Source organism: Marinomonas communis (genome assembly GCF_004363305.1).
GTDB classification, from domain to species: Bacteria; Pseudomonadota; Gammaproteobacteria; order Pseudomonadales; family Marinomonadaceae; genus Marinomonas; species Marinomonas communis.
The window spans coordinates 165425-178640 of sequence record NZ_SNZA01000002.1; the positions used below are offsets into that span (position 1 = coordinate 165425).

The window sequence follows — 13216 nt, forward strand, 5'->3', positions numbered from 1 at the left end:
CTTACTCACAGCACGCATTTGTGCGTTCAGGGCGATCCCCCATACTCTCTAATCGAGCCAAACCTGCGGCGATGGTCTCTAGGTTTTCGGCCACAGTGACTTGCAGGACCAGTTTTGCCCAGTCCGGCAAGGCTTCGTTGATGCTGTAAAACACCCACTGCCCTTGACGACGGTCCGTCAGCAGACCACAGCCTCTAAGTTGTGCCAGATGACGAGATACTTTCGGCTGACTTTCGTCGATGGCTTCCATTAATTCACAAACACACAGCTCTCCTTGCAGTTGGATTAGCAGCATACTTTTGAGGCGCGTGTCGTCCGCTAGACATTTGTAAAATTGGATAGGGCTAATGTCTATTTCTGGTACTGGGGTCATATCGATTACTCACCATATCTTTAAAATCATATATATGAAATTAAGGATATATGAATAATCAAATATATTAAAGAGGCAGGGATAAAATTGAGGTCAATTTATCCGCAAAGCGGCCGCCATGCTCATCAAAGCAATGCTTCATAAGGGCAGGTTTGCGAGACTTGCGCGATCAGCTGACGAATCCAGCGTCGCAGTGGATCGGCGTGGGTACGCTCATGCCAGACTTGGAACAGGCGCACATTGGGAATCTCGATCGGGGGTTCGTGAACACGCAATTTAGGATTTTGCGCTGCGGCGCTATTCGCCACATGATCGAAGCACGTTGAGATCATTTCTGGACGATATTGTATTAAATGCATCGGCGATAGATGACTCGACAAGCCCGCCACCACATTGCGCTTCAAGCCCTGTTGTTCTAGGTGCAGATCAATATCACTGACTAAATCCCCTGTGACAGATATCACCACATGCTCGCACTTTAAATAAGCCTCCAGATCTAAGCTATCCCCGATATGAGGGTTATCCACAGATGACAAGACACGATATGGTTTTTCACCAATAAACTGCTGACGCATTGTATCCGGCAGGTCCGTATAGAATCCGGCGATAGCTAAATCACATTGGCCATTTTCCAATTCATTGCGGGGCAACTCGCCACGGGTATTACGGATCACAAAGCGGACGTTTGGCGCACTTTGCTTGACGTTATCCAACAGATGCGCGAGATAACACATCTCAAAATAGTCATGGGTGTAGATAATGATGCGATCATCACGATGCTGAAAGTCCGGCTCAATTTGCGTGCTGTAAAAGGACTCTAAATCCGGTATCAACTCACCTAACTGACGAGCAAGATCGTGGGCTTTGGGAGTGGGAGTTAAGCCTCGCGGTGCTTTGATAAATAACGGGTCTCCCCACTCATCACGTAGCTTATTCAACTTATGACTTAACGCAGGTTGGCTGATGGACAGTAACTTTGCTGCTCGGGAAGCATTACGCTCTTGATACAGCACATGGAACAGCAACAGCAGATTGAGATCGCGACGCAAAATATTCATAGCAAGCACCTAATAAAAAACCGATGCAGACCTTAAGCCTACATCGGTGAAGTGTAACATGAGGCGAAACCTCACATGCGTTTGCAATCACGAGACCTTAGTAACGCTCTAACCAATGTGCGTAAGGCGCAGGCAAGGTCCAAGAAGGCTTTTCAACCTTCAGGGCTTTAGCCAATTCATAGGTGTAATGCGGGTTCGATAAATACGCACGGCCAATCAACACTTGGTCCATCTGACCTTCGACAATAGCGCGCTCGGCATCGTTTGGCTGTTCAAAACCCCATGCGGACGACACAGGTAAGCCAGTCTCACGGCGCACGCGCTCAGACACTTGTGCCAACATCGCAGGGCCCCAAGGGATATTGGTTTCAGCAATGGTAAAGCCGACACTCACACTGAGCATATCCAAGCCTTGCTCTTTCATTTGCTGAACCAGCCAGATGCTTTCTTGCAGTGTTTCTTCGTCGCGACCATCGTATTCCAACACACCGAATCGAGCCGTTAAAGGCAAGTGCTCAGGCCACACTTGGCGTACCGCTTTTAAGGTATCCAACAAGAACTTACCACGACCTTCTTTGTCACCACCGTATTCATCGGTACGCTGGTTAGAATGAGACGAGAAGAACGACTGTGCAAGGTAACCATGGGCAAAGTGTAGCTCTAGCCATTCATAGCCCGCTTCAAGTGCGCGTTTTGCGCCGTCAACGAAATCTTGAGTGACACGCTCAATATCTGCCTTCGTCATGGCTTGAGGCTCTTTGCTCAAATGCTTACCAAAAGCGATCGCAGACGGTGCAATGGTTTGCCAACCTCGAGGATCGTCTTCGGCAATGTGATCATCCCCATCCCATGGACGGTTAGCGCTGGCCTTACGACCTGCGTGGGCAATTTGGATGCCCGGTACGCTGCCGTTGGCCTTAATACTCTGCGCTACCTTCGCCAGTGCTTCAGCCTGCTCATCATTCCAAATACCCAGACAGTTTGGAGAAATGCGACCTTCTGGTGACACCGCCGTGGCCTCCACGATCACCAACCCCGCACCGCCGCGAGCCAATCCAGTGTAATGCACTTGGTGCCAATCATTCGCCAAGCCTTCCTCCGCGCTGTACTGGCACATGGGAGGAATCGCTACACGATTTTTCAGGGTGATACTTTTTAGTGTAAATGGGGTAAAGAGTTGTGCCATGATGTGGCTCCTTGTCAAATAGGGAACAGGCTGACACCAGCCGTGTTGATGCCTACATGATACGAAAGCCAAGACATTCATGAACCTCTAATTTTTGATAACTGCTATCCAAATTTATTATATCTAGATACGAGACACCGCGATGAAAACATGGATTATTTTACTGGTGGCGATTTTGTCCGAAGTAATTGCCACTTCGGCACTTAAGGCGAGCGAGGGTTTTACTAAGCTTGGGCCAAGTGTACTGGTCGTAGTCGGCTATGGACTGGCGTTTTATTTCTTGTCTCTTACGTTAAAGGTCATGTCGGTAGGCATCGCCTATGCCATTTGGGCTGGACTGGGGATTGTTCTAACGGCGGTGATCGGCTGGTTTATGTTTGGCCAAAAGCTGGACACGCCGGCTCTGCTGGGTATGGGGCTGATCATCCTAGGGGTTATTGTGATTAATCTGTTTTCCAACGCGAACGGGCATTAATCCGTCATTTTATAGGGAGTTTTAGCATGGCAAGCCTGCTTAGTTTGTTTGTCTTAGCTGCTTTATGGGGTAGCTCTTTCCTGTTTATGCGTATTGCTGCGAATCCCATGGGGCCTGCGCTCTTAATCGAAGCGCGAGTGGTATTGGCTGCACTGACGCTACTTATCATCGCTATGTTGTGGCGTAAACGTTTAGATTTTCTGGCGCATCCAAAACATTACCTGATTCTCGGTTTATTCAGTACCGCGTTACCCTTTGTCTTAATCGCTTATGCGGCGCAAACACTGAACGCTTCAACCCTGTCGATATTGAATTCAACGGCCCCTATTTGGGGAGCATTGATCTCAGTGGTTTGGGGCGGCAACCGTTTAACCAATAAGTTTATGATGGGCCTCGCTCTGGGTGTCATCGGCGTGTGTGTCTTGGTTGGCAAAGAAGCGCGTTTAGTCGGATGGGATGCAGCATTGCCTATGTTATGCAGTGTTTCGGCAGCATTTAGTTATGGTATTGCTACGAACTACACCAAAATCGCCCCAAAAGTCTCTTCGTTTAATAACGCCCATGGCAGCATGTGGGGCGCCTCGCTGTTGTTACTTCCGTTGGCACTTCTCATGCCGGCCCGCGAGCCGTTGACCTTGGACATTGGCTTGCCTGTATTGGCCCTTGGGGTCTTTTGTACTGGCTTGGCTTACATTCTGTATTTTCGGCTCGTTGACGACATCGGCGCGGCCTCAGCGTTATCGGTTACCTTTTTGGTGCCGGTCTTTGGTATCCTGTGGGGGCATTTATTTTTAGGGGAACCTGTGGGCTGGAATACACTCATAGGTACGTTACTGGTTCTCGCGGGGACCTCTTGGGTCACAGGCTTCTCTGTTACCCAACTTATAAAAAACACCCGTTCATCATAGCGGTGAGAAATCGAAAGGAACACAACGTGGCATTTGAAGACAAATTAATGAAAGCCCATGCTGAGCTACAAGCGCAAGGCGTATGGCTATCCAACTATAAGCCTCCGATGTTTAGCTTATTACGAATGCTGGGCATTAAAGTCCCACCTCCGTACTACTTAGGCTTTCACCTAAATGCTGTGATTGCTTTTTGGTACTTTGCCATCATCATTTTCTTAGTCATGTACTTTGGCTTGCTAGGCAGCCAAGACACTATGAAAACGGCTATGGATAAGGCGGCTGTTTGGGGCGTGGTCTATGGTATAGGCATGGCAGTGTTTTATTCGGTGCGTCGTCGTAAGCTTCAGCTGAGTGAATGGTCATCACTCTAAATAATTTTATAAGGAATATTTATGTCTAGTACGGTTTATTGTGTCGCACAGTTCCTTCCAAAAGAAGGTAAAGAGCAAGAGTTGTTTGAAGTTCTACAGAGCCTTGAGCCAAATACTCTGCGAGAGGACGGTTGTCTTCAATATCGCGTGACACGCCATATCCAGAGCCCATTTGCTGATGGTGAAAGCTTTCCGATTGCCTTTAATGAACAATGGGCAAATATGGCAGCGTTCGAAGCGCATTGTCAGCGCAAAGAAATTGCCGCATTCTTCGAAAAGTACTGCCAAGCGGAAGATGGTTTAGCGGCCGATTGGAATGTGTGTATTTATACAGATGAACCAGAGAATTTCGACGCGCCAAAGGTAGATTAAACAGGATCCTATAGACTTACCCAAGCAAGTCTATGGGATTGTTTCTTTAAAGAGTAATCACTCGATCACAGCGTTTATGAATCATGGCAGGGTCATGGCTGACTAACATCACCGCACAGCCATTTTGCTTAGCAACATCCACTAACAGCTGGCTGACTTCCCTTTGAGTGATAGGATCTAATCGAGAGGTCGGCTCATCAGCAAACAAAAACACTGGATCCAGCAACAAGGCACGGAGCATACAAAATCGCTGCAGTTCGCCACCAGACACCCCTTCAGAGTTGCGATTTAACAGATCATCACTCAGTCCTAACTGTTGCATCAGCGGTGCAATACGAGAACGATCAATGTTATGCAGTGACACCATGTCATTAAGCAAAGTACGCAACGACACCGCCGAGCTGACGGCCGCCGTAGGATCTTGATAGAGCTTTTGCCATTGATGCAGCGGCGCATTGCTATGACGTTCTATTTTACCGCCAAGGGCTTTATGAACGCCCAGTAACGTATCGCCTAACGTGCTCTTACCACAACCACTGTCGCCCACTACACCGACTACTTCCCCTTGATGCAAGGTAAAGTCCAGATGCTTAGAAAGCGCTTGTTTACCGTGACCTATTGTTAAATCTTGCACAGAGATCAACGGTTCACCGTGGCGCATATCGCGTATCTCATCCGCCCAATTGACAGGGTCGGCATCGATCAATGCTTTGGTAAAAGGGTGCTGAGGCGCATTGAGAATGTCTTCGGCATTGCCTTCTTCCAGTAGTTCACCGGACTTAATCACCATCATACGACCACCAATCTGACGAGCCACAGCAACATCATGCGTAATGGTGATGAGAGCGCCTTGCTCGGATTGCGTCATCAATTGGTCGACCACTTGGTCGCGACGGGAAACATCCAAACCTTTCGTAGGCTCGTCCGCCAATAAAACCGGTGCCCCACCTGCCATTGCACACGCAATGGCAACACGCTGAGCCATACCGCCAGACAGCTGATCAACCCGCTTATGGCCACTTTCTTGTAACCCCTGAAGTGCCAATGTGTAGTCCGCACTTTGCTGGGCTTGAGCAGAACTCTCGCCAGCGACCAGATGATAAGTTTGTGCAAGTTGCTGTTTGGCGCCCATTAACGGATCTAGGGAATTCCAAGGCTCCTGGGGCAGCATACTGATCTGTTTACCCCAGAACGCTTGACGCTCCTCAGAATTAACTCGCTGATCAAACAGTCGCACGTCGCCCTCGGTACGCAAACTTGCGGGCAAATTCCCCATAATCGCCTGTGCGAGCAGACTTTTGCCTGATCCCGTTTGACCTAGGATGGTCAAACGTTCACCTTTTTGCACGGTGAGACTAATGGGCGCAAGCAGTTCAACAGAGCCCGCATGTACCGACAGATTTTCGATATGAATTAAACTCATAGAGACTTACCTCGGCCCATTAATTGACACGCTAATACGACTAGGGCCAATGCAGCTAAGGGCTGTGCCAGCAACCAAGGTGCATCACTGTAGTATGGAAAATGCTCGACGATCATTAATCCCAGTTCAGCCAATGGCGGTTGAATCCCGACATAGACAAAGCCCAACGACGCCATCATCAAAATGGCATTGGCGGCGCCAAAAGCGGCGATGGTAAACAACGGCGGCATGATGGCAGGGAAATAATGACGCCGGAAAATATACCATTCTCCAAACCCCATTAACTTTGACGATTGCACCGCAGGAGATTGCGTCAAACGCTGCGTGATCGCGCGACTGATACGGAAGTATTCAATCCATTGAATCAATGAGATCGCCACATACAGCATCCAAAAAGAGCCCGGTACAATCGCAGCGAAGATCAACACCAGAACCAGACCCGGCAACGCCAAAATCATGGTTACGATGCCATCCATCACTCGATCAAACCAAGGTGCTCGCGTCGCCGCAAGCACACCAGCAGTGACACCGATAATCGCAGAAGTTATCACGCATAAGGCTGCCATCATCAGCGATAGCTGCATTGCTTCGGCCAAACGTAGCCACATATTGCGGCCAAAATGATCGGTCCCTAGCCAATAATCAGCATTAGGTGACGTTAAGATCTGACTTAAGTTTTGCGTTGTTGCATCCCCCGCTTGCAGCAAAGGTGCGCACAATGCATAGGCGATCAACAGAACAAGTAACGCCAGACCTGATTTTTGCGTAGTAGAAAGAGCAAGCATTAGGCGATACGTCCTCCACGTGGGTCGAGATAATGACAGGCAATATCAACCAAGGTATTCAACACAACAAACATCACGCCCATCATCAAGGCAGCCCCCTGAATCAGTGGAATATCACGGGCAAAGATAGCGTGAGCAAGACCATGACCGATACCAGGCCATGAAAACAAGGACTCGATCATCACCACACCTTCTACAACGGTAATCAACTGAATGCCTAAGAACGCAACCACGGGTACGGCAATATTACGGATACCGTGATGCTTGAAAGCCTGCCAAGGCGACAGCCCCTTCATGCGAGCAAATTCATAAAACGAAGAACCAAACACACGTTTGGCTTCCGTATGAATCACACGATTAGAAATGGCAGCGAGGCTTAATGCTAAGGTCAGTGCCGGCAGTACAAGGTGAGCAGGGGTACCAAAACCCGCCACAGGAAACAGATTCCACTCTAGAGCAAAAACAATCACCGCCAGCAAACCAATCACAAACACGGGGACAGCACGCATAACCGTCGATACAGTCAGTAATATTCTGTCTAGCCACCCGCCCCAGTAAGCACTTGCCAACCCCAGAGGTATAGCAATGATCAACGCGATGGCCATGCCCGCCCCAGCCAACAGCAAGGAGTGCCCAAGCATATGCCAAAGGGATTCCGAGACAGGCGCACCGCTCACCAGCGAGTTGCCAAGATTCCAGCTCAGTAGGTCAGTAAACCACTGCCAGTAGGCGGATAACGCCCCTTGATCAAGGCCCAGTTCTTCGCGCACGATGTCAGCGGCTCGACTGTCCACTGCATCCATACCATAACGGCTGGCTGCAATACGATACGCCATATCACCCGGTAACGAGCGCATCAAAATGAAGGTCAGCGTACCAACTCCCCATGATACGGCAATCAATTGCAGCAAACGCTTCAACAACAGTTGGCGCATTATTTCACCCAAGTCAGTTCATTTAGGAAGAAGCTGCGCTCATATGGATCGAAGCGGAACCCTTCAAGACGCTTATTCACCGCCGTTTGCTGAACGTAGTAAGCCACAGGAATCAGAGGTTTTTCATCATAAATTGCCTGAGCAATACGCTGCGCCTTTTGTGTGAAAACACTCGCATCGGTCTCACTCAATAGCTCTGTCAAAGTACTTTGCACGTAGCTATTTGACCAGTTCATCGTGCCCCAATCACCGCCTTTAGCTTGCCCCATATCTTTGATCAACGTACCTAAAGGACTCGCAATCGAACCGTAGTTACGGGCGATCAATGCCGTATCCAATGAATCATCCGCATGACCGGCAGGAATGGCGCTGGAATTGGTGATATTAACGTTTAACTTCACGCCAACTTGCTTCCATTGGTCTTGGATCGCCGTCGCAACGGTCGTTAGCTCTGGGCGGTCAGCGTAAGTGATCATGTCGATTTCAAACAGCTGGCCTGCTTTTTCTAACCAGCCATCGCTGTTTTTCTGCCAGCCTAACCCTGCCAGCAAGGCATTTGCCTTCTCAAGGTTCTGAGACATGTCTGAGTTGGCTACATACCAGTCACTCATGTAAGGCGGTAAGATTTGCGCCGTAGCAGATTCTGGAGAGCGCAGTACCGCCATTGCAATTCCCTGGCGGTTGAGGGCATAGCTTAGGGCTTGGCGCGCTTCAACAGTGTCTAGAAACTTTTGACCCGCATTGACTTTCACAACCAAAGTACGAGGCAAATCGGAACGGACAATCTCTAGGTTAGGTAAGCGTTTTAGCGTCGGCACAGCGGCAGGATCTAAGCCAAAGACAATGTCTGCTTGCCCGCTGCGGGCTTGCAAAACACGGGCTTCCGCGCGGTGACCAGTTAAGTAACGAGCGTATTCGATTTGCGCTTTTTGTCCCCAGTATTGGTCAAACTTCTCCACGACTAGACGGTGAGGCACATTAACTTCGTAGACAGAAAACGGTCCTGTACCAATTAATTGCGTCGCAACATTGTCCTGTCCATACGCCTCAGGTGCTAAGATCGAGCTCGCATAGTTTGCTAAGATCGCTCCCAATGGTTGGTATGCTTGGGTTAGCTCAATGTCGATTTGATGATCATTGACTGCCTTAATGGCTTGTACAGGAACGCCCTGCCAGGCCCCTGGTTTCTCTTTGGCGATATTCAATGCGGCTACCACACTGGCTGCTGTCATCAGCGTGTCGTTGTGGAAAACAACATCGTCGCGCAGCGTCAAACGCCAGCGTTTACCTTGCTCTAGTATCTCCCAGTCGCTTGCTAAACCAGCCGTTAATGCGCCTTTTTCATCAACGTTTAGCAGCGTTTCCAGCACCTGCATACGCGTAAAGACATAACCGCTACGGGAAGGATCTATGCTTGAGAACTCAAATGCCGCATTGATCTTAACGGTATTTGATTCGGTGGGAGCAGCGTTCAAATTCAAAGCCGTGAACGTTACTAATGAGAGCAGGCCAAGCTTACGGGCGTTAAGAGAGCGCATAAAAAAGACAGTCCTTAAATAAATCAGTTATTTAAGGCTCAATGTTACGATATAACATTATTGTTGAGAATCCCTTTTATTTAATTTTCATCATGAAAGATTCTCAAGTAGAGATCGCTTATAAACACTAATTATTGAATAAAAACGGCTTATTTATGAATCCCAAGCAGGTTGCCATAAGATATGCGAAATTTAAGGTGGAGAGATTGCGAACTAATGTGTACAATTTTCGGTCGAAATTCTGATTTATGTCATAATTGATCAAATGTTGAGCAATTATGGTCTGTCACAGGTCAAAAAGTAGGTATCCAAACGTGGATGTGAAGCAAACCAGCATGATGAGCAATCTTGGCGAACTGCGCCAGCCTCTTCAGTCTATGAAGTGGGCGGCTCGTTTGAACGCGTTTGTTTTAGCTGTGGTAGCGGTCAACTTAATTATCTTCCCGCTAGGCGGCGCTTACGACCCAAGTGACTTTTTCCAAACGGTTTTTAAAGACCTCCCTCTTATCTCCCTGTATGCCTTTTTCGGCATTATCAGCCTCTTTGTGTTTGTCTACTGGTTGCTTATGCCCAGTGGACAATTTGTGTTGCCGGAAAAAAGCCGACGCAACATAAAGCCACCTCGTCAGGTGGCCATTCGACAAGTCTGCCAACGTGCGGTTTTAGCTTGTCGCGCACCCCCAGTTTCTGCTTAAAGAGTTTGGTCGATCATTTTTTACTCATCCGAGTGAATCATTGATCACGTACTCTTTGAGTACAGACTTAACTCCTTCGCGGGAAAGTTACCGGCCTGAGCCGGTCTGAAATCCTGTCATCGTTTCGATGTCAGCCTACGTCAATCTAGGGTTAGAGGATGAATCTCTTGTTAACTCGTAACTTAAGTAAAGTCGCTTTGGCAGCACTAGTACTTGTACTAGCAGGTTGTCAGGGTGGTGTGCTTGACCCGAAAGGACAAATCGGTGTTCAAGAGAAGGAGCTGATCATTACAGCGACTATCTTGATGCTGCTTGTCGTGGTTCCGGTGATCTTCATGACACTTTACTTCGCGTGGAAATATCGTGAAGGCCGTGGTGAAGCTTACGAACCTAAGTGGTCACACTCCACAAAAATTGAAGCCGTTGTATGGATTATTCCAATTATCATTATCGCGATTCTTGGTGTAATTACTTACAAATCAACGCATGCGTTGAATCCATACAAGCCTATCGAATCTGAAGAAGAGGCGATCACTGTCGAGGTGGTTTCTCTTAACTGGAAATGGTTGTTCATTTACCCAGATCTTGGTATCGCGACGGTAAATGAGTTGGCATTCCCTGCGAATGTTCCTGTGAACTTCCGCATCACATCAGCAGGCACAATGAACTCATTCTTCATCCCTCAATTAGGTAGTCAAATCTACTCAATGGCGGGCATGGAAACGAAACTTCACTTGATTGCTGATGAGCCAGGCACATTTGATGGCATCTCTGCAAACTACTCAGGTCATGGCTTTACAGGCATGAAGTTCGAAGCGATCGCGACACCAACTCGTGAAGACTTCCAAGAGTGGGTTGACGGTGTGAAAGCAAGTGGCGAAGCGCTTACTACTGAGCGTTATGAAGCACTTGTTGAGCCAACTGAATACCACCCAGTTGAGTACTTCGGAACCGTTAAAGACGGTCTGTTCTTTGACATCATCTGGGAATACATGGGCGACATGGGCCGTATCGAGTTCTACGGTAAGCCAGAATACGGTGCCGAGCTACCTGAAGGCGTAATCCTGCCTAAGCGTGAGCGCGCAAGCACTACCCATGAGTCTGAGGAGGCATCTCACTAATGAATCTTCTAGGTAAATTGTCTTGGGACGCGATCCCATATGACCCAATTGTCCTAGGCACCCTAGCAGTTGTTGCTGTCGGCGGCGCGGCGTTGTTCGTGTTCATGACACTAGCAAAGAAATGGGGCTGGCTATGGCGTGAATGGTTGACATCTGTTGACCACAAACGCTTGGGTATCATGTACATTATCTTAGCATTCGTAATGCTTATCCGTGGTTTCGCGGATGCGATTATGATGCGTACACAGCTCGCTGTGGCAACCAATGGCTCGGAAGGTTATTTGCCTCCGCACCACTACGACCAGATCTTTACGGCACACGGTGTCATCATGATCATCTTTATGGCGATGCCATTTATGATCGGTTTGATGAACATCATCCTGCCATTGCAGATCGGTGCACGTGACGTTGCCTTCCCGTTCCTAAACAACCTTTCTTTCTGGTTGGCAGTATCGGGCGCATTGCTAGTTAACATCTCTCTAGGTCTAGGTGAATTCGCTATGACTGGTTGGGTAGCTTACCCACCGTTGTCAGGTCTTGAATTCAGCCCAGGAGTAGGGGTTGATTACTACATTTGGGCACTGCAGATATCGGGTATCGGTACAACACTAACAGGTGTTAACTTCTTGGTTACTGTACTTAAGATGCGTGCACCTGGCATGAAGTTGATGGATATGCCTATCTTTACTTGGACTTGTACTTGGGCCAACGTATTGATCGTAGCATCTTTCCCGATTCTAACTGCCGCGCTAGCTATGCTAACGCTTGACCGTTACTTGGATTTCCACTTCTTCACCAACGACCTTGGCGGGAACTCGATGATGTACATCAACTTGTTCTGGGCTTGGGGTCACCCTGAAGTATACATCCTTGTTCTACCAGCGTTCGGTATCTTCTCTGAGATCGTTTCGACGTTCACAGGCAAGCGCCTATTCGGTTACAAGTCAATGGTTTACGCGTCTGGCGCGATTTCCATCCTTGGCTTCATCGTATGGTTGCACCACTTCTTTACCATGGGTGCGAGCGCGAACGTTAATGCCTTCTTCGGTATCATGACGATGATCATCGCGATTCCGACAGGTGTAAAACTGTTCAACTGGTTGTTCACTATGTACAAAGGCCGTGTACGTCTAGAAGTTCCAATGCTTTGGACTCTTGGCTTCATGGTGATCTTCTCGATCGGTGGTATGACTGGTGTACTACTTGCTGTACCGGGTGCAGACTACGTACTACACAACTCATTGTTCCTAATCGCTCACTTCCATAACACGATTATCGGTGGTGCAGTATTCGGTTACCTAGCGGGCTTCGCTTTCTGGTTCCCGAAAGCAATGGGCTTCCACCTAGATCCAAAATACGGAAAGATCTCTTTCTGGTGTTGGACGATCGGTTTCTTGCTAGCGTTTATGCCACTTTACGTTCTAGGTTTCCTAGGTATGACTCGTCGTCTAAACCACACGGACAACCCAGACTGGAACATCTGGCTATACATCGCTGCAGTCGGTGCATTCGTTATCGCAATTGGTATCGCAGCTCAGTTCATTCAATTGTTCCTTGGCTTCAAAAACAAAGACAAGAACTTGGACAAAACTGGCGATCCATGGAACGGTCACACTCTTGAGTGGTCTTTGGCGTCTCCTCCACAGTTCTACAACTTCGCAAAATTGCCACAAGTTGAAGACATCGATGCCTTCACTGACATGAAAGAGAAAGGTACTGCGTACCAGCGTCATGAAAGCTACGCGCCGATCCACATGCCAAGCAACACCAATGCAGGTCCAATCATGGGTCTTCTTGCTACGGCTATGGGCTTCGCCCTAATCTGGCACATCTGGTGGTTGGCTGGTGCAAGCTTCATCGGTCTGATCGTTGCCTTCATCTGCCGTGCTTACGCTAGTAACACTGATTACTACGTTCAGCCTGATGAAGTAGCACGTATCGAAAACGAACACCTAGATAACGTGGCTAAGGGGTAA

14 protein-coding genes are annotated in these 13216 nt (G+C 48.4%); 7 read left to right on the plus strand and 7 right to left on the minus strand.

From position 1 onward, the window contains the following. Position 1: 1 nt before the first annotated feature. The 3 genes from C8D85_RS07205 to C8D85_RS07215 form a co-directional block, all read right to left on the minus strand. Positions 2 to 373: a metalloregulator ArsR/SmtB family transcription factor gene (locus tag C8D85_RS07205; protein ID WP_133561137.1), complete on the minus strand. Its 372-nt coding sequence runs from the start codon at positions 371 to 373 to the stop codon at positions 2 to 4. 125 nt (positions 374 to 498) lie between these two features. After that, on the minus strand, positions 499 to 1431 hold the full coding sequence (locus C8D85_RS07210) for a LysR family transcriptional regulator (protein ID WP_133561139.1): 933 nt from the start codon (positions 1429 to 1431) through the stop codon (positions 499 to 501). Between the two features lie 97 nt (positions 1432 to 1528). Then, the gene (locus C8D85_RS07215; RefSeq protein WP_133561141.1) at positions 1529 to 2617 is read right to left on the minus strand and encodes an NADH:flavin oxidoreductase/NADH oxidase; all 1089 of its coding nucleotides are present in this window, start codon (positions 2615 to 2617) and stop codon (positions 1529 to 1531) included. Between the two features lie 142 nt (positions 2618 to 2759). Here C8D85_RS07215 and C8D85_RS07220 point away from each other — a divergent pair, with 142 nt between their 5' ends. From C8D85_RS07220 to C8D85_RS07235, 4 genes are read left to right on the plus strand one after another with little or no spacing between them, the layout of a single operon-like run. Further along, positions 2760 to 3092 carry a DMT family transporter gene (locus C8D85_RS07220; RefSeq protein ID WP_133561143.1) on the plus strand — a complete coding sequence of 111 codons (333 nt, stop codon included), beginning with the start codon at positions 2760 to 2762 and terminating at the stop codon, positions 3090 to 3092. A 26-nt stretch (positions 3093 to 3118) separates the two neighbouring features. Beyond that, positions 3119 to 4000 carry a DMT family transporter gene (locus tag C8D85_RS07225; protein WP_133561145.1) on the plus strand — a complete coding sequence of 294 codons (882 nt, stop codon included), beginning with the start codon at positions 3119 to 3121 and terminating at the stop codon, positions 3998 to 4000. A gap of 26 nt (positions 4001 to 4026) precedes the next feature. Then, entirely contained in the window at positions 4027 to 4371 is a 345-nt protein-coding gene (locus C8D85_RS07230) for a DUF6404 family protein (RefSeq protein WP_133561147.1), read from the plus strand. A 21-nt stretch (positions 4372 to 4392) separates the two neighbouring features. Next, positions 4393 to 4743 (plus strand): putative quinol monooxygenase, encoded by a 351-nt coding sequence (locus tag C8D85_RS07235; RefSeq protein ID WP_133561149.1) that lies wholly within the window; start codon positions 4393 to 4395, stop codon positions 4741 to 4743. Between the two features lie 46 nt (positions 4744 to 4789). Here C8D85_RS07235 and C8D85_RS07240 read toward each other — a convergent pair whose 3' ends face one another. Genes C8D85_RS07240 through C8D85_RS07255 form a run of 4 tightly spaced genes read right to left on the minus strand, consistent with a single transcriptional unit; the run spans position 4790 to position 9424 of the window. Continuing rightward, a complete protein-coding gene (locus tag C8D85_RS07240; RefSeq protein ID WP_133561151.1) occupies positions 4790 to 6166 on the minus strand; it encodes an ABC transporter ATP-binding protein in 1377 nt (458 codons plus the stop codon). Continuing rightward, the gene (locus C8D85_RS07245) at positions 6163 to 6951 is read right to left on the minus strand and encodes an ABC transporter permease (protein WP_133561153.1); all 789 of its coding nucleotides are present in this window, start codon (positions 6949 to 6951) and stop codon (positions 6163 to 6165) included. The genes C8D85_RS07240 and C8D85_RS07245 overlap by 4 nt, the downstream gene beginning before the upstream one ends. Continuing rightward, on the minus strand, positions 6951 to 7886 hold the full coding sequence (locus C8D85_RS07250; protein WP_133561155.1) for an ABC transporter permease: 936 nt from the start codon (positions 7884 to 7886) through the stop codon (positions 6951 to 6953). Before C8D85_RS07250 ends, C8D85_RS07245 begins: the two co-directional genes overlap by 1 nt. Next, a complete protein-coding gene (locus C8D85_RS07255) occupies positions 7886 to 9424 on the minus strand; it encodes an ABC transporter substrate-binding protein (RefSeq protein WP_133561157.1) in 1539 nt (512 codons plus the stop codon). Before C8D85_RS07255 ends, C8D85_RS07250 begins: the two co-directional genes overlap by 1 nt. 314 nt (positions 9425 to 9738) lie before the next feature. Here C8D85_RS07255 and C8D85_RS07260 point away from each other — a divergent pair, with 314 nt between their 5' ends. The 3 genes from C8D85_RS07260 (at position 9739) to cyoB (ending at position 13216) form a co-directional block, all read left to right on the plus strand. Next, positions 9739 to 10119 (plus strand): hypothetical protein, encoded by a 381-nt coding sequence (locus C8D85_RS07260; protein WP_133561159.1) that lies wholly within the window; start codon positions 9739 to 9741, stop codon positions 10117 to 10119. 158 nt (positions 10120 to 10277) lie between these two features. Continuing rightward, positions 10278 to 11240, plus strand: coding sequence for a ubiquinol oxidase subunit II (gene cyoA / locus C8D85_RS07265; RefSeq protein WP_162847557.1), 963 nt, complete (start codon positions 10278 to 10280; stop codon positions 11238 to 11240). Further along, entirely contained in the window at positions 11240 to 13216 is a 1977-nt protein-coding gene (gene cyoB, locus C8D85_RS07270; RefSeq protein ID WP_133561161.1) for a cytochrome o ubiquinol oxidase subunit I, read from the plus strand. Before cyoA ends, cyoB begins: the two co-directional genes overlap by 1 nt.

Coding starts and splice junctions, on each gene's coding strand:
- C8D85_RS07220 (WP_133561143.1), top strand. CDS start 2,760: ATGAAAACATGGATTATTTTACTGGTGGCGATTTTGTCCGAAGTAATT.
- C8D85_RS07240 (WP_133561151.1), bottom strand. CDS start 6,166: ATGAGTTTAATTCATATCGAAAATCTGTCGGTACATGCGGGCTCTGTT.
- cyoB (WP_133561161.1), top strand. CDS start 11,240: ATGAATCTTCTAGGTAAATTGTCTTGGGACGCGATCCCATATGACCCA.
- C8D85_RS07205 (WP_133561137.1), bottom strand. CDS start 373: ATGACCCCAGTACCAGAAATAGACATTAGCCCTATCCAATTTTACAAA.
- cyoA (WP_162847557.1), top strand. CDS start 10,278: ATGAATCTCTTGTTAACTCGTAACTTAAGTAAAGTCGCTTTGGCAGCA.
- C8D85_RS07215 (WP_133561141.1), bottom strand. CDS start 2,617: ATGGCACAACTCTTTACCCCATTTACACTAAAAAGTATCACCCTGAAA.
- C8D85_RS07255 (WP_133561157.1), bottom strand. CDS start 9,424: ATGCGCTCTCTTAACGCCCGTAAGCTTGGCCTGCTCTCATTAGTAACG.
- C8D85_RS07250 (WP_133561155.1), bottom strand. CDS start 7,886: ATGCGCCAACTGTTGTTGAAGCGTTTGCTGCAATTGATTGCCGTATCA.
- C8D85_RS07235 (WP_133561149.1), top strand. CDS start 4,393: ATGTCTAGTACGGTTTATTGTGTCGCACAGTTCCTTCCAAAAGAAGGT.
- C8D85_RS07210 (WP_133561139.1), bottom strand. CDS start 1,431: ATGAATATTTTGCGTCGCGATCTCAATCTGCTGTTGCTGTTCCATGTG.
- C8D85_RS07245 (WP_133561153.1), bottom strand. CDS start 6,951: ATGCTTGCTCTTTCTACTACGCAAAAATCAGGTCTGGCGTTACTTGTT.
- C8D85_RS07225 (WP_133561145.1), top strand. CDS start 3,119: ATGGCAAGCCTGCTTAGTTTGTTTGTCTTAGCTGCTTTATGGGGTAGC.